This is a genomic window from Corynebacterium sp. KPL2850 (genome assembly GCF_040225855.1).
GTDB lineage: Bacteria > Actinomycetota > Actinomycetes > Mycobacteriales > Mycobacteriaceae > Corynebacterium.
The window spans coordinates 1-20,373 of sequence record NZ_JBEHFV010000028.1 but is presented as its reverse complement, the minus strand read 5'-3'; the positions used below and the strand labels follow the sequence as shown (position 1 = coordinate 20,373).

The 20,373-nt window shown below is 59.4% G+C and carries 19 protein-coding genes and 4 tRNA genes; 16 read left to right on the top strand and 7 right to left on the bottom strand.

Going from position 1 to position 20,373, the window contains the following annotated elements:
* The first annotated feature begins 61 nt into the window (after positions 1-61).
* From ABRP93_RS09445 to ABRP93_RS09425, 5 genes are all read left to right on the top strand, one after another.
* Complete coding sequence (locus tag ABRP93_RS09445; RefSeq protein ID WP_349887764.1) at positions 62-787, top strand: hypothetical protein; 726 nt, start codon at positions 62-64, stop codon at positions 785-787.
* An 80-nt stretch (positions 788-867) separates the two neighbouring features.
* Positions 868-2,490: a 2-succinyl-5-enolpyruvyl-6-hydroxy-3-cyclohexene-1-carboxylic-acid synthase gene (menD, locus tag ABRP93_RS09440; protein ID WP_349887763.1), complete on the top strand. Its 1,623-nt coding sequence runs from the start codon at positions 868-870 to the stop codon at positions 2,488-2,490.
* Positions 2,491-2,940 (top strand): DUF3592 domain-containing protein, encoded by a 450-nt coding sequence (locus ABRP93_RS09435; RefSeq protein WP_349887762.1) that lies wholly within the window; start codon positions 2,491-2,493, stop codon positions 2,938-2,940.
* 60 nt (positions 2,941-3,000) lie between these two features.
* Positions 3,001-4,200, top strand: a complete 1,200-nt coding sequence (locus tag ABRP93_RS09430) for a glycosyltransferase family 4 protein (protein WP_349887761.1) — start codon at positions 3,001-3,003, stop codon at positions 4,198-4,200.
* A gap of 11 nt (positions 4,201-4,211) precedes the next feature.
* Complete coding sequence (locus ABRP93_RS09425) at positions 4,212-4,916, top strand: demethylmenaquinone methyltransferase (RefSeq protein ID WP_349887760.1); 705 nt, start codon at positions 4,212-4,214, stop codon at positions 4,914-4,916.
* 16 nt (positions 4,917-4,932) lie between these two features.
* On the opposite strand, the gene ABRP93_RS09420 is transcribed toward ABRP93_RS09425, so the two are convergent.
* A complete protein-coding gene (locus ABRP93_RS09420; protein WP_349887759.1) occupies positions 4,933-6,201 on the bottom strand; it encodes a geranylgeranyl reductase family protein in 1,269 nt (422 codons plus the stop codon).
* 98 nt (positions 6,202-6,299) lie between these two features.
* Here ABRP93_RS09420 and ABRP93_RS09415 point away from each other — a divergent pair, with 98 nt between their 5' ends.
* The 3 genes from ABRP93_RS09415 (at position 6,300) to ABRP93_RS09405 (ending at position 9,421) form a co-directional block, all read left to right on the top strand.
* Positions 6,300-7,304 carry a polyprenyl synthetase family protein gene (locus ABRP93_RS09415; protein WP_349887758.1) on the top strand — a complete coding sequence of 335 codons (1,005 nt, stop codon included), beginning with the start codon at positions 6,300-6,302 and terminating at the stop codon, positions 7,302-7,304.
* 110 nt (positions 7,305-7,414) lie between these two features.
* Positions 7,415-7,496: transfer RNA gene (locus ABRP93_RS09410), tRNA-Tyr, on the top strand.
* A gap of 284 nt (positions 7,497-7,780) precedes the next feature.
* The gene (locus ABRP93_RS09405) at positions 7,781-9,421 is read left to right on the top strand and encodes a hypothetical protein (protein ID WP_349887757.1); all 1,641 of its coding nucleotides are present in this window, start codon (positions 7,781-7,783) and stop codon (positions 9,419-9,421) included.
* An 87-nt stretch (positions 9,422-9,508) separates the two neighbouring features.
* On the opposite strand, the gene ABRP93_RS09400 is transcribed toward ABRP93_RS09405, so the two are convergent.
* The 5 genes from ABRP93_RS09400 to ABRP93_RS09380 form a co-directional block, all read right to left on the bottom strand.
* Positions 9,509-11,086 carry a phospho-sugar mutase gene (locus tag ABRP93_RS09400; protein WP_349887756.1) on the bottom strand — a complete coding sequence of 526 codons (1,578 nt, stop codon included), beginning with the start codon at positions 11,084-11,086 and terminating at the stop codon, positions 9,509-9,511.
* 3 nt (positions 11,087-11,089) lie between these two features.
* Positions 11,090-11,749, bottom strand: a complete 660-nt coding sequence (deoC, locus tag ABRP93_RS09395; RefSeq protein ID WP_349853326.1) for a deoxyribose-phosphate aldolase — start codon at positions 11,747-11,749, stop codon at positions 11,090-11,092.
* Between the two features lie 11 nt (positions 11,750-11,760).
* Complete coding sequence (locus tag ABRP93_RS09390) at positions 11,761-13,116, bottom strand: MFS transporter (RefSeq protein ID WP_349887755.1); 1,356 nt, start codon at positions 13,114-13,116, stop codon at positions 11,761-11,763.
* Positions 13,117-13,147: 31 nt separating this feature from the next.
* Positions 13,148-13,873 (bottom strand): purine-nucleoside phosphorylase, encoded by a 726-nt coding sequence (gene deoD / locus ABRP93_RS09385; RefSeq protein ID WP_023025153.1) that lies wholly within the window; start codon positions 13,871-13,873, stop codon positions 13,148-13,150.
* Between the two features lie 92 nt (positions 13,874-13,965).
* Positions 13,966-14,922 carry a sugar-binding transcriptional regulator gene (locus tag ABRP93_RS09380; protein WP_349868245.1) on the bottom strand — a complete coding sequence of 319 codons (957 nt, stop codon included), beginning with the start codon at positions 14,920-14,922 and terminating at the stop codon, positions 13,966-13,968.
* A gap of 175 nt (positions 14,923-15,097) precedes the next feature.
* On the opposite strand from ABRP93_RS09380, the gene ABRP93_RS09375 reads away from it, so the two are divergent.
* The 7 genes from ABRP93_RS09375 to rplA all read left to right on the top strand — a co-directional run bounded on the left by ABRP93_RS09375 (position 15,098) and on the right by rplA (position 18,445).
* Positions 15,098-15,173, top strand: a tRNA-Thr gene (locus tag ABRP93_RS09375).
* A gap of 48 nt (positions 15,174-15,221) precedes the next feature.
* Positions 15,222-15,293, top strand: a tRNA-Met gene (locus tag ABRP93_RS09370).
* A gap of 137 nt (positions 15,294-15,430) precedes the next feature.
* A tRNA-Trp gene (locus ABRP93_RS09365) sits at positions 15,431-15,503 on the top strand.
* A 172-nt stretch (positions 15,504-15,675) separates the two neighbouring features.
* A complete protein-coding gene (secE, locus tag ABRP93_RS09360; RefSeq protein ID WP_349868244.1) occupies positions 15,676-16,008 on the top strand; it encodes a preprotein translocase subunit SecE in 333 nt (110 codons plus the stop codon).
* Between the two features lie 129 nt (positions 16,009-16,137).
* Entirely contained in the window at positions 16,138-17,058 is a 921-nt protein-coding gene (gene nusG / locus ABRP93_RS09355; protein ID WP_023025156.1) for a transcription termination/antitermination protein NusG, read from the top strand.
* A 170-nt stretch (positions 17,059-17,228) separates the two neighbouring features.
* Positions 17,229-17,672, top strand: coding sequence for a 50S ribosomal protein L11 (gene rplK, locus ABRP93_RS09350; RefSeq protein ID WP_023016714.1), 444 nt, complete (start codon positions 17,229-17,231; stop codon positions 17,670-17,672).
* A 68-nt stretch (positions 17,673-17,740) separates the two neighbouring features.
* Entirely contained in the window at positions 17,741-18,445 is a 705-nt protein-coding gene (gene rplA, locus ABRP93_RS09345; RefSeq protein WP_023025157.1) for a 50S ribosomal protein L1, read from the top strand.
* Positions 18,446-18,555: 110 nt separating this feature from the next.
* On the opposite strand, the gene ABRP93_RS09340 is transcribed toward rplA, so the two are convergent.
* Entirely contained in the window at positions 18,556-19,896 is a 1,341-nt protein-coding gene (locus ABRP93_RS09340; protein ID WP_349887754.1) for a cryptochrome/photolyase family protein, read from the bottom strand.
* A 286-nt stretch (positions 19,897-20,182) separates the two neighbouring features.
* Between ABRP93_RS09340 and rplJ the strand changes: the two genes are divergently transcribed.
* On the top strand, positions 20,183-20,373 hold a 191-nt coding region (gene rplJ / locus ABRP93_RS09335), incomplete at its 3' end, for a 50S ribosomal protein L10 (RefSeq protein WP_349839463.1).

Here is a 20,373-nt window from a genome sequence, read left to right as displayed (position 1 = left end):
AACGCTGGCATCTGGGAAATTCTCTGGGATCTCACAGGAAAATGAGGTACAGCTGGTAGGCATGACAAATAATGGCTTTGGTGAAAACGGTTCCAATGGCCGAAAAGGCTCTCATAATGAGGACCGCGGCACTGACGAGACCCGCCAGTGGTCTGGCCCCGCCGAGGATGCCACGCGCCAGATAGGCCGCGTTCCAGATAATGCGGGCGGTAATGCCCGCAACCAGCGCCCGCAGCAGTATTTCCCGGGCGCGCAGCAGCCGCAGAATGAGACGCGGCAATTCGACGCGAACGCCGATTACCAGCAGAATTACCAACAAAACTATCAGCAGCCCGGTGGGCAGTATGGCCAGCAACAATACGCCCAGCAGCAGTATGAGCCGGTGCCGTCGGACTATGACCCGGACCAGCGCGGCAGGGGAAAGAAGAAAAACGGCGGGATGGCCGGGGTCTTTGCCGCCATCGCCGTCGTTGCCATCCTGGCGGCGGGCGCCCTGTTCTTCTTGTGGCGCAATGCCGCGAGCGATGCCGATAAGCCCGCGCCAGAACCGGTGACGGAAACCACCACCACGCAGGTGCCCACCACAGTGACCGAGACCGAGGATGCGGGCCCAGGCATTTCTGAGCGCCTGCGCAATCTGCCGAATCTGCAAGACGATCTCCCCGAAGATATTCCTACCGAGCTGCCACCGGAAATCCAGGACCGCCTGGAAGAAGGCGATGACCTTGACGTGGAGCGCCTCTTGCGGGATCTCTTTGGCAATGGCGGCAACCAGCAGCAGGGCTAACCAGCGGTACCGGCTATAGGCAAGGCGGCGGCGCGGCGCGATTGCCGGCCGCTGCGCCGCAGTAGGTAAAATCTGGCAGCATGAATGAATCGATGCAGCTGGCTGAACAGGTGGCCGCCCAATTGGCGCGCCACCTTACCGATGTGGTGCTGTGCCCGGGATCCCGCAACGCACCGCTGTCGCTCGCGCTCCTCGCGCGCGAGGATATCCGGGTGCATACGCGCATTGATGAGCGCGGCGCCGCGTTTACTGCCTTGGGCATGGCGCGCGTGCAGCACCGCCACGTCGGGGTGGTGATGACCTCCGGCACGGCCGTGGCCAATACGCTGCCCGCGGTGGTTGAGGCGCACTATTCGCATACCCCGCTGGCCATAATCAGCGCGGACCGCCCGGAGCGGCTAATCGGCACCGGTGCCTCCCAAACCATCGTGCAAGATGGCATCTTCGGCGTCTATGCGGATACCACCCAGGTCAATGCGGAAGAGGATATCGCCGCCATTGCAGAGCGGTTTGAGCGCGACCTCCAGGTACACATCAATATCGCCTTTGACGCACCCCTGGTAGGAGATAGCCTGCCGGAGCGGGTAGGTGGCGATGGCACCCGCGCGGCCACCCCGCGGTTTTATGACCACGGCGAGGTCGCGGTGGACTTGAGCAAAAATACCCTTGTTATCGCCGGCGATGAGGCCTGGGAGGTCGAGGGCTTAGAAGACGTGCCGACCATCGCGGAGCCCTCCGCGCCGGGGCCGTTCCACCCCGTGCACCCGGCTGCGGCGCATATTTTCCGCAAGGCGCAGGTCTCCGCGAATGACTACGTGGTCAATACCAAGGTCGAGCAGGTCATCGTGGTGGGCCATCCCACGCTGCACCGCGGCGTGCTTGCGCTGATGAATGACCCGGATATCGAGCTGGTGGTGCTCTCGCGCACGGCGGACTTTACCAACCAGCGCGGGGATAACGCGCGCCTTGGCACCACCGTCAAGACCACCGGGGAGCCAAGCCGCGAGTGGCTCAAGATCTGCCAAGGAGCGACCGACATGGCCGGCGAGGCCGTGCGCACAACCCTGGAGGATGAAGAACTCGGGTTCACCGGCCTGCACGTAGCGGCGGCGGTAGGCGATACGCTCGCGGTCAATGACACGGTGGTACTCGGCGCCTCGAATCCAGTGCGCGATGCCTCCCTCATCGGGCTGCCCTTTGACGGCGTGGATACCTACGCCCCGCGCGGGGTGGCGGGCATCGATGGCACCGTCTCCCAAGCCATCGGTGTCGCCCTGGCCACGCAATCGTTGGATCCCACCAATTGGCGCGCCCCACGCGTGATGGCATTGGTAGGGGATGTGACCTTCCTGCACGATGCCAATGGGCTGCTGATCCCAGAGGACCAGCCGCGGCCGGAAAACCTCACCATCGTGGTGGCCAATGACAACGGCGGCGGCATCTTCGAAACCCTGGAACAAGGCGCGCCCGCGCTTCGCGATGCCTTCGAGCCGGCCTTTGGAACGCCGCATGGGGTGGGCATCGGCAAGCTGGCAGAGGCGTATGGCGCCGATTACCGCTTGGTGACCACCCCGCAGGAGCTGCTGGATACCCTGGCAGAGCTTAAGGAATACTCCACGGGCATCACCATCGTAGAAGCGCAGACCACCCGTGCCACGCGCCGGGCGCTGCAGGATAAGCTCACGCATAAGGTGGGCCAGTAAGTGGCCCCGCGCTATACGCCCGCGGTGTTTCGGCGCCGGCTGCACCAGCTCGTGCTGGCCGTCTATGTGGCGCTGATCGTGGGCTGGGTGGGCCTCGTGGTGGGGCCATTCCTCAATGACCGCGCCATTTCCGCGCAGCCTAGCCGGGCCTTGGCAACGGTCAAGGACGTCGGCGTGCTGCGCACCACCGTGGATTTTCAAGATAGTGACGGGATCTATCATTCCCCGCGGCAAGGATTGCTCTATCCCACCGACCTGGGTGAGGGCCAGCAGGTGTGGGTGCAGTACGCCGAGGATAATCCGGATTTGGTGAAGGTAGAAGGCCGCGAATGGACCTTGGCGGTCATACCGGCGCTGTCCGTGGCCATCGTGTCGACGCTTGCCGCCGTGGGTTTGTGGCGGCTCATTAACCTGACCACCCGCCGCGCTGAAAAACCCGCTGAAAAATAATTTACCTAGATTTTTCATTGGATTCACCAAAGGCCGAGAAAAATAAGCCATTATGGTGGCATGCGAGTTGCAATCGTGGCCGAATCGTTCCTCCCTAATGTCAATGGCGTGACAAACTCGGTGCTGCGCGTTTTAGAGCACCTGCACGAAACCGGACACGATGCGATTGTCATCGCCCCCGGTGCCCGCGAGGGTCAAGAAGAAATCCCTGATTACTTGGGCTTTCCCATCTACCGGGTGCCCACCGTGCGCGTGCCGCTGGTGGATTCGCTGCCGGTGGGCGTGCCTACCACGGCCGTGGATGACGCGCTGCGGAAGTTTAAGCCCGATATCATCCACCTAGCCAGCCCGTTCGTGCTGGGTGCGGCGGGCGCATTTTCGGCCCGCCAACAGCGCATTCCGGCAGTGGCGCTCTATCAAACCGATGTCGCCGGGTTCGCCACCAAGTACCACGCCTCCGCCTTGGCCTATGGCGTGTGGGAGTGGTTGCGTACCATCCACAATTCCTGCCAGATGACCTTGGCACCGTCCTCGCTGACCATCCGGGACTTGGAAAAGCACCACATCAAGCACGTGCGCCACTGGGGCCGCGGCGTCAATGCCGAGCTATTCCATCCCGAAAAGCGCTCTGCCACCCTGCGGCGCAGCTGGGACCGGAGCGGAAAGAAGAACATCGTCGGCTTCGTCGGCCGCTTGGCCGCGGAAAAGGGCGTGCACCGCCTGTCCGCGCTCAATGGCCGCGAGGATATTCAGCTGGTCATTGTTGGTGACGGACCCGAACGCCCGCTATTGGAGGCGCAGCTTCCCAACGCCGTGTTTACCGGCGCGCTGAGCGGTGAGGAGCTAGCTCAGGCCTATGCCTCGCTTGATGTCTTTGTGCACGCCGGCGAATTTGAAACCTTCTGCCAGTCCATCCAGGAGGCCCAAGCCTCTGGCGTGCCCACCATCGGCCCACGGGCAGGAGGGCCCGTGGACCTTATCCAGGAAGGCTATAACGGCCTGCTGTTAGACGTGGATAGCTTTGTCGAGGACCTGCCCAATGCCGCCGATGCGCTCCTCAACCCAGAGGTGCACTCCGAACTGCGCGATAATGCCCGCGCATCCATTTCTTCGAAGACGTGGACCGCGCTGTGCGAGCAGCTGGTGGGCTATTACGAAGAGGTGCTGGAAGATACCCGCCGGGTGCCGCTGACCATTTTGGGGCAGCGTCCGGAGCTGCCACGGTGGGCGGCTCGTGCCCTTGGGGCGCGCGTAGCCTAGACTAGGCATTTGTGTCTAAGGCAGATCTGGATAAAAAGCCCTTCGACGTCGCGCGCATGTTTGACGCCGTCGGCGAAAAATACGACCTCACCAATACCATCCTGTCCTTTGGGCAGGACAAGCGCTGGCGCAAGCGCACCCGCGAGCGCCTTAACCTGCAGCCGGGGGAGAAGGTTCTTGACCTCGCGGCCGGAACCGCGGTATCCACTGAAGAGCTGTCCAAATCCGGCGCGTGGTGCGTAGCCTGCGATTTTTCGCGCGGCATGCTGGCAGCTGGAAGCGAGCGCGACGTGCCCAAGGTGGCCGGCGATGGTATGAAATTGCCCTTTGCGGATAATACGTTTGACGCCGTCACCATCTCTTATGGACTGCGCAATATCCACGATTACGAGCTGGGGCTTCGGGAAATGGCGCGCGTGACCAAGCCGGGCGGGCGCCTGGCGGTGGCGGAATTTTCCACCCCCATCGTCCCGGTATTCGGCACCGTGTACAAGGAATACCTCATGCGCCTGCTGCCTCCGGTTGCGCGCGTGGTCTCCTCCAACCCGGACGCCTATATTTACCTCGCGGAATCCATCCGCGCTTGGCCTGGACAAGAGGAGTTGGCGGCGGCCATCAACCGCAACGGCTGGGCCGATGCGGGCTGGCAAAACCTTTCTTTGGGCATCGTCGCCTTGCACTCGGCTACAAAACCGCTTGCCGATGCCCCACAGTAAACCTCTTGCAGCCCTCCTAGACCTCCGCGGTGGAGGCCCACAGGGGCGTATCGCGCCGGACGGCCCCAATGGTGCGGCCCGCCGTGCGCCACAGGCGGGCGATAAGGTCGCGGTCCTCCTCCGTGATGAGGTTTCCCATAAGGCGCGCAGCGGCGGGCATCAGCAAGCGCCCCACCGGCCCGCGCAACGCCAATGGGCCCGCCACGGGCAGGAATTGCGGGTAGGTCAATAGGCGGGCGGCCGTGCGCGCGAGCAGGAAGGATTCGCCGTAGTGCTCGCGCAGGGTGGCCGGCCACGCGAGGGTGAAATCCTTCGGCCCTAGCATGCCCACCGCGAGCGCTGCGGTCTCGAGGCCGTAGTCGATGCCCTCGCCGTTTAAAGGGTTGACGCAAGCGGCGGCATCACCAATGAGCATCCAATTGGCCCCCGCTACATTAGAGACCGCACCGCCCATGGGCAGCAGGGCAGAGGTGACGTGTTCGATGTCCCCAAGTCCCCACTCCGCGCGCTGTTGGGCGGCGTAGAACTCGAGCAACTTTTTGGTATTAATCTTGGCCGGCCGCTGTGCTGTCGATAGCGCGCCGACGCCGATATTGACTTGGCCAAGCTCTGCACCCAACGGGAAAATCCACCCGTAGCCGGGCTGGACGGAATCGTCTTCATCTTTTAATTCCACGTGCGAGTGCATCCACGGCTCGGTTGCCTGAGGGGAGGCGGCATAGGAGCGCGCGGCGATGCCATAGACCTCATCGCGGTGCCAGGTGCGGCCCAATTGCTTGCCAAAAGTAGAACGCACGCCATCGGCCACGATGAGCCATTTCGGCTGAATAATCTGCTCACCGATGCGAAACGAGGTCACCCGGTTGCCCTCCATGACTGGGGCGCTCGCGGGGGTACCGGATATAAGCGTCGCGCCTGCGGCAGTGGCTGCCTCTACCAGCTGTGCATCGAGCCTAAAGCGCGGCAGGGCGGTGCCCACCTGGGAAGGATAGGTCTGCGGCCACGGGGCGGTGACGTCCCCGCCGTAGCCATGCAATTTAAGCCCGCGGTTGCGGTAGGAGGCGTTAACAGTGATGCCGAGCTTATCTAGCTGGTGCATTGCCCGTGGGGTGAGCCCATCGCCGCAGGTTTTATCGCGGGGGAAGGTGGACGAATCAATGAGGACAGTCTCATAGCCAGCGCGGGCGGCATGGATGGCCGCGGCACTTCCTGCGGGGCCTGCACCGATGATGGCGACTTCGACAGGGCGGGGGGAATCGATCTGTTCCGACATAGGGACTATCATTGCACTAGTTCAACCCCTCAAGTGTGTTAAGGGGGCTGGTTTGGACTACGGTAGATAAACGATTATCTCTGGCTTTTAATTGCAAGGAACGCTATTTAATGACTCACGGCCACTCGCATGCCACTCACGTGGATCTTGGTGATCCACAGCTTAATGAACGCATTGGCGCGGGCATGGAAGCAGTAGAAGAAAAGCTGCGCAGTGAAACTGACCGCGGCCAGGACTTCTTGAAGGACAAGGTAAGCCATCTGTCCAAGGCAGGCGGCAAGCGCTTTCGCCCGATGATGGCACTGCTTGCCTCTGAGTACGGCGCCAAACCGGGCTGTGAAGAGGTTATTAAGTCCGCCACCGTTGTGGAGATGGTGCACGTTGCCACCCTGTACCACGATGATGTGATGGATGAGGCGGACCGCCGCCGCGGCGTGGAATCCGCCAACTCTCGGTGGAATAATTCCGTAGCCATCCTTGCCGGCGATGCCCTTCTCGCGCATGCCTCTCGCCTGATGAGCCAACTAGATACCCATACCGTAGGCCACTTTGCGGATACCTTTGAAGAGCTGGTGACCGGCCAGATGCGTGAGACCATCGGTGCCGGCGAAGCCAACCCCGTGGACCACTACATGGCCGTTATTCAGGAAAAGACCGCGGTGCTTATTGCCTCTGCCGGATACCTTGGTGCTTATCACTCCGGTGCCTCGGCAGACCATACTGCGGCCCTGTACCGCATTGGCGGTGCCATTGGCATGATCTTCCAAATCGTGGACGATGTCATCGATATCTTCTCCGACCCGAAAGACTCCGGAAAGACCCCGGGTACCGACCTACGCGAGGGCGTCTTTACTCTCCCCGTCCTCTACGCTCTGGAGGAAGACGGTGAGGTGGGAGACCAGCTGCGTGAGCTGCTGACAGGCCCCCTAGAAACCGATGCTGAGGTCGAGCGTGCCATCGAGCTCCTGCGCCAGTCTGGCGGCCGTCAGCGGGCGCTAGAGGACATTAACGCCTACCTACGCACCGTAGAGGAACAGCTTTCCATACTGCCAGAAAATTCCGCTAGCCAAGCGCTGCGCCAGCTTGCGGATTACACCGTCCGCCGCGTGGGCTAGCTGCTTGTCGGCGCCCCCTCCTACACACCCCATTTCTCCCCGCTGCGCTGGCGATTTGGAGGTAGGTGGGTGCTTCATAGTAAAGTACATACACGCACCACAGAGTGCATGCCAGGTTGCCCGAGCGGCCAAAGGGAGCGGACTGTAAATCCGCCGGCATTGCCTTCAGAAGTTCGAATCTTCTACCTGGCACAACTTAGAGCCCCACAAGCACAAGCTTGTGGGGTTTCTTCGCGGTTAGTGCGATGGAGTGGCCTCAGCCTAGGCTTAAACGACGGGTTAAACGACAAAATGTGTGTTTAGGCCGCGGTTTAAGCCATCCGGGGCAGGTGCACATAAAAAGAGGCGCTCAACCCATAAGAAGGGGAGCGCCTCTGAAGCTAGAATGGGAGTACAGGCAAAAGAATGTCAATGTACAAAGGTAATGACATATCTTTTACGTGATTCCCATTTGCAACTTTTAGGTTAGCACACCGATGATCATCATCAAACCAGAAAAGCTAGAAGGCATAGTGCCTCGTATGCTTGAATTGACCTCCCGCACCACCCCTTGGCACCGGAGGGATTGGCGCGCTGGCACTCTCGAGTTGGTCGATGAGGCCTTAAACGAATCGAGGATCCCTGGGACCAGCTCAGCAGCATTAAAGGAGCTGCGTGGGCATATGCGTAAGGCTCTTGGAAATGATTTGGGAGTATCCTCTATCCAAAAGAACCTTAATAGCATTGTGGATAATATCGGTTCCGCTAGCAATGCGAATAGTCACGATGTCCAGCTAGCTGAGAAGCACGCACAAGATTTGAAGCAGACCTATCTACAAAATTGGGCAGATGTATTCGAGTCTCCAAGTAAAGCTGGAAATCTAGATGTAGAGGGAACTGCGAAGCGTATCGTGTCGCACTTGCTTTACTGTGGCGTGCCTGCACCAAGCATCTATAGCGTTATACATGACTACAAAACTTCGGATGACCACTGTGAATTCTCCACCCTCCTGCGTGAATTAGACAAGAGGATAAAATATAAGGCTAAGAACTTTAGCTTTGCAGTTCCTGTCGACCGCGCTCCTGACTTTCTTCATTCATCTACGCCACCCTCTGAGTGGCTTAGTGCAAAACAACTGAAGCAGTGGAAACACAAGCACGCTCCTCAGGCAAAGACCGAGCGTCATCATGGCGGTTTCATACTTAATGTGCAAGCACGTGACGTAAACGAAGCTGCCAGTCAGGCACAACAATTACTGTCGCAGCTATCTTTTAAGTTTGAATCTGGATCCGAAAACCGGTTCTCCATTCTTCCTGTCATGTGGTCTAAAGAAAAGGGGAACTCCTTTCCCACTCGGCGGGGAATCCAACCTTTGAAACTCCGTGCATTCCAGAGGGCGGACACTCTCCACCATTTGGAAATCGGAAATAAACCCAGAAATATTCTGGCTATTATAGAACCTCTTCAGACGAACAATCCCCACGTGGCTCTTGTCAATGGATGGGTTGCCATCGAATCCCTTTTAGTGGATTCGGGCGAGGATGATCGAATTGGTGCCGAAAGAATGGCGCGCGTAGTCGCGGCGAGTTATTTTCGTACCGAAATGACGTGGTTAGCTAAGAATTATGCAGATCGTTACAAAGGCGAGTGCTCGGTAGCAGCGCAGATCAAAAATGCGGAAGCTAGCATAGAGAGAGCAAAGCTAATGGAGAGTGTAATCCTAGAGCGGAATGATTTTTATCTTCTCGATCCCGTCGATCAACTAGCTATCGGCAAGATGCAAGAAGCTTTTAATAATCCAAGCGAAATCTTCGAACGCACTTCCGGTATTCTGCAAAGGGAATTTCAGCGTCTATACCGGAAGCGAAATTTGATCGTCCACAGCGGACGGGTTGTAGGTAACGGGATTGAATCCGTCGCGGATAAAGTTATCCCACTTTTAGTAAATGGGATCGATCAATTGCTTATCGCGAGCATCCAACATGACCTGGATCCCAAGAATTTAGCAGCGTCAGTTGCCTTTAAATCTCTTCATCTTGGCCAGGCTGGGAACTCGAGAAACTATTCCATACTGGATTTGTTGGAGGTTGACGAGACCATAGGGCCCAACCTGCATAAGCCAGTGCAGCTGCAATGAAAGTCTGCTTTACAGGCCCGCTGCTGTCCAAGTAGTGGAAACAGCGGGCCTCAATAGGTGCACAGGGCATAACCCGGCTTTGAGGGCTTAGAGCCCGAAGTAATCGCGCAGATCGGCCGCGATGGCATCGAGGCGACCGGCGTCGGGGGACTCCAGGTAGCACTTGAGCTTGGGCTCGGTGCCGGAGGGGCGAACGATAACGCGGTCATCGTTATCGGTGAAGAACTTCGAGCCTTGGGCAAACTTTTCCACCTTGGACACCGGGGAGCCGGCGAGCTCGGTCGGTGGGGTGGTAGAAACTTTTTCCATTGCTTGGGTAATCAGGCTCAGGTCCTCGACGCGGAAGGTCAGCGGCTGCGTGTGCAGGGCGCCGACCGTGGCGTAGATGTCGTCCAAGCGGCCTAGGAGGCTGCTTCCGGCTGCCTTGCATTCGGCGGCGAGGCTGGCGAGCACCACGGAGGTGGAGATGCCGTCCTTGTCGCGCACTGCGTTGGGATCGGGGCAGAAACCAATGGCTTCTTCGTAGCCGAAGGCGAGCTCCGGAGTGCGGGCGATCCACTTGAAACCGGTCAGGGTTTCCTCGTGGCCGAGGCCGTAGTGCGCGGCGATGCGCCCGAGTAGGCGGGACGATACGAGGGAGTTGGCGAAGTTGCCGGTAGCGCCGCGGCGGGCGAGATAATCGCCAAGCAAGGCGCCGGTCTCATCGCCACTGAGCTGGCGCCAGGTGCCATCGGTGGGCACGGCGGCGGCGCAGCGATCGGCGTCAGGGTCATAAGCAATAAGGATATCGGCGCCGATTTTCTCGGCATGCTGAATGCCAAGATCCAGCGCGCCGGGCTCCTCCGGGTTGGGGAAGGAGACCGTAGGGAAATCTGGGTCAGGAGCGGCCTGCTCTGGCACCAGCGAGACGTTAAAGCCGCAGCGAGACAGCAGGTCCTTGCCCAGTTCGGCACCTACGCCGTGCATGGCGGTCAGCGCGATGGTGATATCGGTATTTTCACCGACCAACGCGGCGGCGCGCTCGAGGTACTCCGCACGGGTATCGACGTCCTCGATGTGATCGGAGGTGAGCGGGACCTCGTCGGCGTAGGGGGCCTTAGCAATGGCGGCGGCGATCTCCTTATCGGCTGGGGAGATAAGCTGCACGCCCTCGCCCGGGCCGGTGGCAACGCGGCCGCCCAGGTAGACCTTGTAGCCATTATCGGCAGGCGGGTTGTGGGAGGCGGTAACCATAATGCCGGCATCCGCGCCCAGGGAACGGACCGTGAAGGCTGTCAGTGGGGTAGGGTTCTGCGCGGGCAGGACCAGGGCGTTACCACCGGCGGCGGAGATGACCTGCGCGGCATCACGCTGGAACTGCGCAGAGCCGTGGCGGGCATCGCAGCCGATGACCACGACTGGGGTATCCACCTGCTGCTTGAGCCAGGTGATAAGCCCGTAGGTGGTGCGAATAACCACCGCGCGGTTCATGCGGGATTCGCCCGCGCCCACGGCAGCGCGCAGGCCTGCGGTACCAAAGTTCAGGGGGCCAGCGAAGGCGGCGGCGAGTTCTTCGGAATTATCTTCCTCGATCCATGTCAGCACCTGGCGGGCGGTGTCCGCATCCGGATCGTGTTCGGCCCAGGTGCGGGCGTAGTCGAAATCGAAGCTCGTATCCACAGACATGGCTTAAAGCTCCTCGAGGATCTTGGCGGAGGAGGACAGCCCCAGGCGGCTGGCGCCGGCCTCGATCATGGCGAGGGCATCCTTGGCGGTGCGGATGCCGCCGGAGGCCTTCACACCCAGCTTGTCGCCTACGGTCTCGCGCATGAGCTTTACCGCGTGGGTGGAGGCGCCGCCGGCGGGGTGGAAGCCGGTGGAGGTCTTGACAAAGTCCGCCTGGGCGGCAGCGGAGGCCTGGCAGGCGAGGACGATGGCGGCATCGGAAAGCGCGGCAGACTCGATGATGACCTTGAGCACCTTGCCTGGGATGGCATCGCGCACGGCCTGGATTTCTGCCTGCAGCTCCTCGGCGCGGCCTTCGATGGCCAGCGGGATGTTGATGACCATGTCTACTTCCTCGGCGCCATCGGCAACCGCGCGGGCGGCCTCAGCGGCCTTGATTTCCGGCTTGACGGCGCCGGAGGGAAAGCCCACGACCGTGGCGACATGGAGGGACTCCGGGGTCTCGAGCGGCAGGGCGGAAGGGGAGACGCACACGGCGTAGGTACCAAGCTTGGTGGCCTCTTCTACCAGGGCGCGGAATTGCTCCGGGGTGGCCTCCGGCTTGAGCAGGGTGTGGTCGATATAGGAAGCAACGTCTGAGCGGGTGAGATTCTGGGAAGTCATGATTTTCTCCTTTAGGAAACTGCGGCGGGTTCGTTTTTAGCCATCTTCAGATCCGAAATGATGTACAGCGCGGAACCGAAGAGGGCGATGACGGTGAGAATGAACAGGGTGGTGGTGTAGCTGGTGGACTCCATCAGCTTGGCGGTGTACGCAATGCCCAGCGGGATGGCGATATTGATGGTGAGGTTATAAAAGCCGATGGCGATACCGGACTTGGCTGCGGTGATATTGCGCAGCGCGGTATTGACCAGTGGTGCGTACATCAGGGAAAAGCCGCTGGCAAAGGCAATGATGGTGATAACAAGCACGGCTACGTGAACCTGTGCAAAGAGCGCGGCAATGAATAAGGAACCTGCAACCAAAGCAAAAGCAGTATAGATGGTGGATCGAGACGAGAGCACCGTGCCGATCTTGCCGGATAAAACACCGACGAGCACGGCGCAGGCATACCCAGGAATGAGCAACAACGAAGCGCGGTCAAGGCTCATCCCGTGCATGTCCTGGGCTGCATAGGGAAGCAGGAAGATAAAGCCCAGCTGGGTGGAATAGACAAAGAGCACCATGACGATGGTCCACACGTAGCGTCCATTGGTAAAGAAATCCGGGGTGACCACTGGGTTCTTCGCGTTCTTGATGTGCACGATGAACAGGACTAAGCCAATGGCCGCCACGACGAGCCAGTACCAGAGGTAATCCTGCATAAACAAGATGAGGGCGCTGGCGAAGAGGGCGACAAAGAACAGGCCAAGTGCGTCCAGGTGACCCTCCACGGCCTCATCTTCTGGCACATTCTTAATGATGGGCGGAATGGTGAGCAGGAGGATAAGTGGGATGAGGAACATCGCCGTCCAGGACACATAGGTGGAGATGAACCCGGAGGTCAGCGCGCCAATGAGCAGGCCGGCCTGGAAGGCAGCGGTGGAAAAGCCGAGGTAGGTCTTTTGGTCATCCTCGCTCAAATGTTTGGTCACGTAGATAACGTAGAGCGTCTCAGCGGCGGCCAAACCAGTGGTTTGAATCAGGCGGCCGGTCAGCACCATGGCCCATGAACCAGAGAAGATGAAGGCCAAGATGGAGCCTACGGCCACAAAAACTATGCCGGTAAGCATGAGCTTCCGAATAGAGATGGAGTCTGCCAAGGCGGCGTAGACGACGGCGCCGATACCAATGATGACGCCAGCAAGGGAGGCCTGCAGCGAAGCGGTCTTATCGGAGATCTCCAGCGCTTCCGCGATCGGCATGGTCATCGTCTTGAACCCATTGTCAATGATGAGGGAGAAGACGAAGACGAAAAGGAGGATAGGGACGGCCGCCTTGGGGTTGACCTGGGTGCGATCCCCCGGCATGGCCTTAACTTTTTTCAGCATGGAAGTAGTAGTCCTTTGTAGAAGGAGGAGCTTAGTCGACTGCGTTAAGCGGCAAAGCGAGTTTCATCATGGTGTGGAATGCGCTCTGGCGGTCCTCGGCAGAAAGCTGGGTGCCGTTGACCACATTGTCTGAGACGGTAAATAGGCCCAATGCATCCACGCCAGCCTCGGCGGCGGTGGCATAGAGCGCGGCGGATTCCATCTCCACGCCAAGCACGCCCATGTGTGCCCAGCGGCCGTTGACGGTCTGGTCCATGTGGTAGAACGTGTCGGTGCTTAGGATATTGCCCACGTGAATCGGGGTCTCCTGGCGCTCGGCCTCATCTACCAGCGCCTTGAGCAGCTTCCAGGATGCGGTGGGGGCGTAGGTACCAGGCAGGTCATACTGTGACAGGAAGTTGGAATCGGTAGAAGCAGAAGCTGCCACGATGACGTCGTGCAATTCGATGTCTTCCTGCATAGCACCGATGGAGCCGACGCGGATGAGCTTCTTCGCACCGAACTTATGGATCAATTCCCAGGAGTAGATACCGATAGAGGGAATTCCCATACCCGTGCCCATAACGGAGATGGGCTTGCCGTTGTAGGTGCCGGTAAAGCCCAGCATGTTGCGGATTTCATTGAATTGGACGACATCTTCCAGGAAGGTATCCGCGATGAATTTGGCGCGGAGGGGATCGCCGGGCAGCAAAACGGTCTCTGCGATGGGGGCGCCATGCGGATTGATGTGCGGGGTGGAAATCTCGGTCTGAGACATGGAGTACTCCTCAACGTTGACTGGTGGACTGTGTCACCAGTCAGTTTAGCCCCCGTGGCACCAATGTCAATGAAATAATTAACAAATGTGCATTAATGGTGAGGAAGGCGCCTCTCTGTAGAGTTCACCAGTTTGTGTGCCGTAGTTCGATCCGTGACTAGGTGGGTGGCAAGGCCCATATCCAAAGCGACCTGTAGTGCCTCGGCCTTATGGGCACCGCCGGCTACTAAGACGCGGGTGGGGCGTGTTGTTAAATCGCTCAGGCTAATGCCAACGGTGCGCTCATCCACCGCCTGACTGGCAACATCGCCTTGGGCGGTGAAAAAGCGCGAGCATACATCTCCCACCGCATTGGTGAGCAATTCTTCCTCTTCGCTTTCGGTGAGATATCCCAAGTTAAGCGCGAGCGATTCTTTTTCCATGGCGCCGACGGTAAATACTGCCACGCTTACTGATGCCCCCATCTGCAAAATCTTGGCAATATGCCTATCGCGGGAGACCCATTCCTTGGCTTCAACGGAATCGAAGATGACTGGAAGGGGAAGCAGGTGCGCCTCGGCATTAAAGGCCTGGGTAAACGCCTGCATCGTCTGCAGATCCTTGGTGGAGCGATCCGAGTGGGAATGCCCGCCCTTGAGCTGGATGATGTCCACGCCATCCAGTGGCCGCTTGCGCAAATGGGAGGCCACCGCGGACATGGTTTCGCCCCAGGACAAGCCTACCGAAGTGTGATCGGTAATGAGCTCTTCCAATAGGGCGGCGCCAGCGCTGCCCAAATCCGCGAGCAGAGATCCGCCGGGAGGGGTGGCGGTGACGCGGGCATCGGCAAGCGAAAAGCGCTCGCAGAGTGCAGAAACCAGCTCATCGGACTGCTCGCGGGGATCGGTAATACTCACGGTGACAAAGCCGCGCTCGGCGGCATGGGTGAGCAATTTGGAGACCGTCGGCCGGGAAATCCCCAGGTGTGCCGCCACCTCCGCCTGCGAAAACCCGGAGTTGTAGTAGAGCTTCGCGGCGTCGATAGAAAGACAGTCTTTATGATCCAGCATGCCTTTCATTCAAGCACACCGGGCGGGGAGGGCCAGCATCGAATAAGCCCCAGAAATTTCCTCGCTTATGGGGCGCTGACGTGGCGATTTGTGCAAAGTGGAGGTGTCAGGTTACATTATTGAAGTCCGCAACGGAGAGCACAACGAAATATTGACGTGCTTGATGCTGGGATATGCCCCCTTAGCTCAGTCGGCAGAGCGTTTCCATGGTAAGGAAAAGGTCGACAGTTCGATTCTGTCAGGGGGCTCCATTCATGTCTGGAGGAAATATTTTCCTGCAGGATGAAGGTGTTCACCATGGCGGTGTAGCTCAGTGGTAGAGCAAGCGACTCATAATCGCTGTGTCGCGAGTTCAATTCTCGCCATCGCTACCGGGAAAGAAAAGCGCCACTACGGCGCTTTTTTACTACCGTGCCTATGGCCTTAGCGGCGTACTGGTTTCCGTGCGGAATTAGGGATCTGGTAAGGTCATTGGCGCGTGGCGCTCAAGCGTCACGGATAACAAAATAGGGGCGTGGCGCAATTGGTAGCGCAACGGTCTCCAAAACCGTAGGTTGCAGGTTCGAGTCCTGTCGCCCCTGCAAGGATCCCCGTCATCTGCTTTCCAGATGGCGGGGATATTTTTGTCACAGCGGCGCGCATCCGCCCCGGCGTGCTTTCCTGCCCGTGCACCTTTTGCTAGGGTTGACAAAGTTATGTCTGGGCGGAATATCGCGCTCGGAAAAAGAATTCATTTCCCAAGGAGGGTTAGCTGTGAGCGATGAGCAGCAGCCGAAGGGCTCGGCGGCCCCGCGTCCCACCGGTAAGCGCCAGCTTTCTGGTGCGGCTTCCACGACCTCCACGGACTCGGCGAACAAGAACGTCGTCCGCGTTGAGGATAAAAACCGCACCGACAGCCCGGGTGGCGGCGTCGCCGCATTCCCTGGCGAGGTTGTTTCTGAAATGAAGAAGGTGGTGTGGCCCACCCGTGGAGAGATGCTGCAGTACACCCTCATCACGTTCGCCTTCTTGATCGTCATCACCGCCTTGGTCTGGGGCGTTGACACCCTGGCTGGCCTCGGAGTTGAGAAGATTCTGACCAATTAGTTAGAATAACTCCATAAACTTTTATCCCGCTGTTTCCGCACTCCGGAACGGCGGGATACTTTTTGCCCACGCGCGCCGCGGGTAGGCTGGTTCTACAACACGCGCCGATGACATTTTGGAGTACCACTCATGAGCGACGAGAATAACGTCGAAAACCCAGGAACCTCCCTAGAGGAGGCCATGCAGTCCAACGTGCAAGAGCAGGCGGCAGAGCACGCCAGCGCAGTCGAGGACGCCCAAGAGGAGGCCGCAGCGCCTGCTGAGGCTGGCGCAGGTGACGCAGAAGACGCTGCGCTTGCCGATGCCCCCGCAGCAGAGTCCGAGCCCTCGGCAGAGGCCGAGCCCGCCGCAGAAGAGGACGCTGCAGGGGCTTCCGCCGAAACCGAGGAAGAGGCCGAGGACGCCGCTTACCGCAAGCGCTTGCGTGAATTCACCCGCGAGCTGAAGAAGCAGCCAGGCCAGTGGTACATCATCCAGTGCTACTCCGGTTACGAGAACAAGGTGCGCACCAACCTCGACATGCGTGCGCAGACCCTTGAGGTGGAAGATTCCATCTTCGAGGTCGTCGTCCCCATCGAGCAGATCATGGAAAACAAGGACGGCAAGAAAAAGATTGTCAAGCGCAAGCTGCTGCCGGGCTACGTCCTAGTGCGCGCTGAGCTTAACGATGCCGCCTGGTCGGTCATCCGCGAAACCCCAGGCGTTACCTCCTTCGTGGGCAATGAGGGCAACGCGACGCCGGTTAAGACCCGCGACGTGGCCAAGTTCCTCATGCCGAATGAAGCGCCCGCCACCAAGGGCGAGGCCGCTCCAAACGAGCAAGAGGGCGAGCAGGTTGTTGACTTGCCGGAGAAGGAGGTGGCCAAGAAGTACGCCCACGACTTCGAGGTGGGCGAGGCCGTCACTATCCTGTCCGGCCCGTTGGCTGCCGTGTCCGCCACCATTTCTGAAATCGACCCGGAGACAGGCAAGATGCAGGGCTTGGTCTCCATCTTTGGCCGCGAAACCCCAGTGGAATTGTCGCCGACAGAAATCGAGCGCATTTCTTAAAAATGATTTTGTGCAGGGCGCACGGTGTTCTAGACTGGAACGCCGTGCGCCTTTTCTGTGCGCACGCGTAAATCGTTTCATCCTCCGGTGGCCCACTGAGGTGAGCATCCGGACGGGCCGCGTTATTCATCGTGACGCAGGTCCCGGTACCACAGGAAAGAGGTAATTCGATGGCTCCAAAGAAGAAGGTTTCCGGCTTCATCAAGCTGCAGATCGAGGCTGGCGCCGCTAACCCGGCACCGCCAGTTGGCCCGGCACTGGGTGCCCACGGCGTCAACATCATGGAATTCTGCAAGGCTTATAACGCCGCTACCGAAAACCAGCGTGGCAACGTGGTCCCTGTTGAGATCACCGTCTACGAAGACCGCTCCTTCGACTTCAAGCTGAAGACCCCGCCGGCAGCCAAGCTGCTGCTGAAGGCCGCAGGCGTCCAGAAGGGCTCCGGTGTCCCGCACACCGATAAGGTCGGCACTGTCACCTGGGATCAGTGCAAAGAAATTGCACAGACCAAGTTCGAGGACCTCAACGCCCGCGACATCGAGGCCGGCGCACACATCATCGCTGGTACCGCCCGCTCCATGGGCCTTAACATTGATGGCGCACCGGAGAAGTAAAAACTTTATGTGGTAGGGCCAGCTTCGGCCCGCCAAATACCACGCCAATCCAGAAAAGGAATTGTTAAATGAGCACCAAGTCTAAGGCTTATAAGGCCGCTGCGGAACTGGTAGATAAGTCCCGCCTGTACCGTCCGATCGAGGCTGCAAAGCTGGCCAAGGAGACCTCCTCCAAGAACTTTGACGCCACCGTTGACGTCGTCTTCCGCTTGGGCGTTGACCCACGCAAGGCTGATCAGCTGGTGCGCGGGACCGTGTCCCTGCCTAACGGCACCGGTAAGGACGTTCGCGTCGCCGTCTTCGCTGAGGGCGAGAAGGCAACCGCAGCCCAGGAAGCTGGCGCTGACATCGTCGGTACCTCCGAGCTGATCGAGCAGATCAACGAGGGCAACCTGGACTTCGACGTTGCCATCGCTACCCCGGACCAAATGGCCAAGGTTGGCCGCGTCGCCCGCGTCTTGGGCCCACGTGGTCTGATGCCTAACCCGAAGACCGGTACCGTGACCAATGACGTTGCTAAGGCAATTAGCGAGGTTAAGGGCGGTAAGATCTCCTTCCGCGTGGACAAGGCTGCAAACCTGCACGCCATCCTTGGTAAGGCTTCCTTCGATGCTGAGAAGCTCGCTGAGAACTACGGCGCCCTCATGGATGAGATCCAGCGCCTGAAGCCTGCTTCCGCTAAGGGCATCTACATCAAGCGCGCCACCATCTCCACCACCTCCGGCCCAGGCATTCCTGTGGACGGCTCCGTACAGAAGGGCTACACCGACTAAGACGGTGATAGCGCATAGCGCGTGAATGAAGACCCCGAGGATTTTCCTTGGGGTCTTTTGCATCGTTCAACAGGCCTTGCGGTGTGAACGAAAAGTCTAGGTATTGAGCGTTAGTCTGCGCCTTTGACCTCGGCGTAGGCATCTAGGGCCGCCTGGCGCGACTGCCTGAGATCCACGATGGGTGGGGCGGATAGCGTGGGAGCCCAGCGGCGGATATAGGCGCCTTCGGGGTCGAAGCGCTGTGCCTGGGTTTCAGGGTTGAAGATGCGGAAGAAGGGCGCGGCATCATCGCCGCAGCCGGCCACCCATTGCCAGTTAAATGGGTTGGATGCGGCATCGGCATCCACCAGGGTGTCCCAAAACCATTCCTCGCCTAGGCGCCAATGGATTCCCAGGTTCTTGGTGAGAAACGATCCCACCACCATGCGCACGCGATTGTGCATGTATCCGGTTTTCCAGAGTTCGCGCATACCGGCATCGACAAGCGGTATACCCGTCGTCCCGTCCTGCCAATCCTTTAGCCGCGGGTCATCCCAGGACCAGTCGAAGCGGTTGAATTTTTGCTGCACGTTGCGGGTGGCCAGATCGGGCAGGTGGTAGAGCCGGTGCCAGGCAAAGTCGCGCCACAGCAACTCGGAGTGGAACTTCTCCGCGTCGGGCTCCTCGGCGGCGGCCACCCAGACCTCGCGCGGGGATACCTCGCCAAAGCGCAGGTGCGGCGATAGCAGAGAAGTGGCGTTGTGCGCGGGTATATCGCGTTCTCTGGCATAGTGAGTTAAGTCGAGCTGGGCTAGGCGTTCGCGCGCACCTGCCTCCCCTGGCGTCCAATACTGGGCGAGCGACGCAGCCCACTTCGGTTCAGCGGCGCTGGGATCGGGCCAGCTGCTGCTTGCCGATGCCCCCATCTCCCGCCCCGCCAGCAATTCCGGTACTGGCAGCGGTTCCTCATCAGCAAGCTGGGACCGCGCGGCGGCCGCGAAGGGAGTAAAGACTTTATAAGGGTTGCCCTGGGCGTTGGTGACCTCCCATGGCTCCACGAGGGTGAAACCGGGGCAGGAGATGGCGTTAATTCCGGCATCGGCAAGCGTTGCTTTGACCCTGGCGTCTACCTCGCGCAGCGGGCCGTGGTAGCGGCGGTTCCAGGTGACGGTATCGGCGCCAACCTCGTGGGCGATGCGGGGAATGACGGTGCGGGCATCCCCGGTAGCGCGGAGGAGCTTCACCCCGCAGGTTGCGAGGTCCTGCGCAAGGGCATAAAGCGAGCGCTCCCGCCACCAATTGCTGGCACCACCGAGTGGTCGGGTACCGGGGTAGGCGGGCTCATCGAGAACTATGGCCACTAACTCTGGCTTTGAACCGTCTTTATCATCGGTGGCGGCTTGCGCTGCGCGGGTGAGAGCCTGGTTATCGGATAAGCGCAGGTCATCGCGAAACCACATGAGGGAAGTCATAGTAGATAGCCTACGCGGGTGGGCAATTTGGGAATACGAGGAAAGTACGGTAGTATCGCTTCTGAAGTTTGAACGGCCTTGTGGCCGAGTCAAAGTTCACCGAAGACCGTTGGTCATCCATTAAGGATTGAAAGTTCTCCACCATGGAGGCGGCCCACGCAGGAGACACTTTGCGCATTCCGCGGCATTTCTCATGTCGCACGCCCTGTGCTCTTGCACGGGGCTTTTCTTTTTGGAAGGCCCCGGCGGAAAATAAAAGAGATGTTTTGGAAGGAGGCGAGAGACAATGGCAAACCCAAAGAACACTGCAGACTTGGCAGAGCTGAAGGAGAAGCTGGCCGATTCTAGCTCCGTCGTTTTGACTGAGTACCGCGGCCTGACCGTATCCCAGCTGCAGGAGCTGCGTAACAACCTGGGCTTTGACGTTGACTACTCCGTCGCCAAGAACACCCTCTTCAAGATCGCTGCCAACGAAGC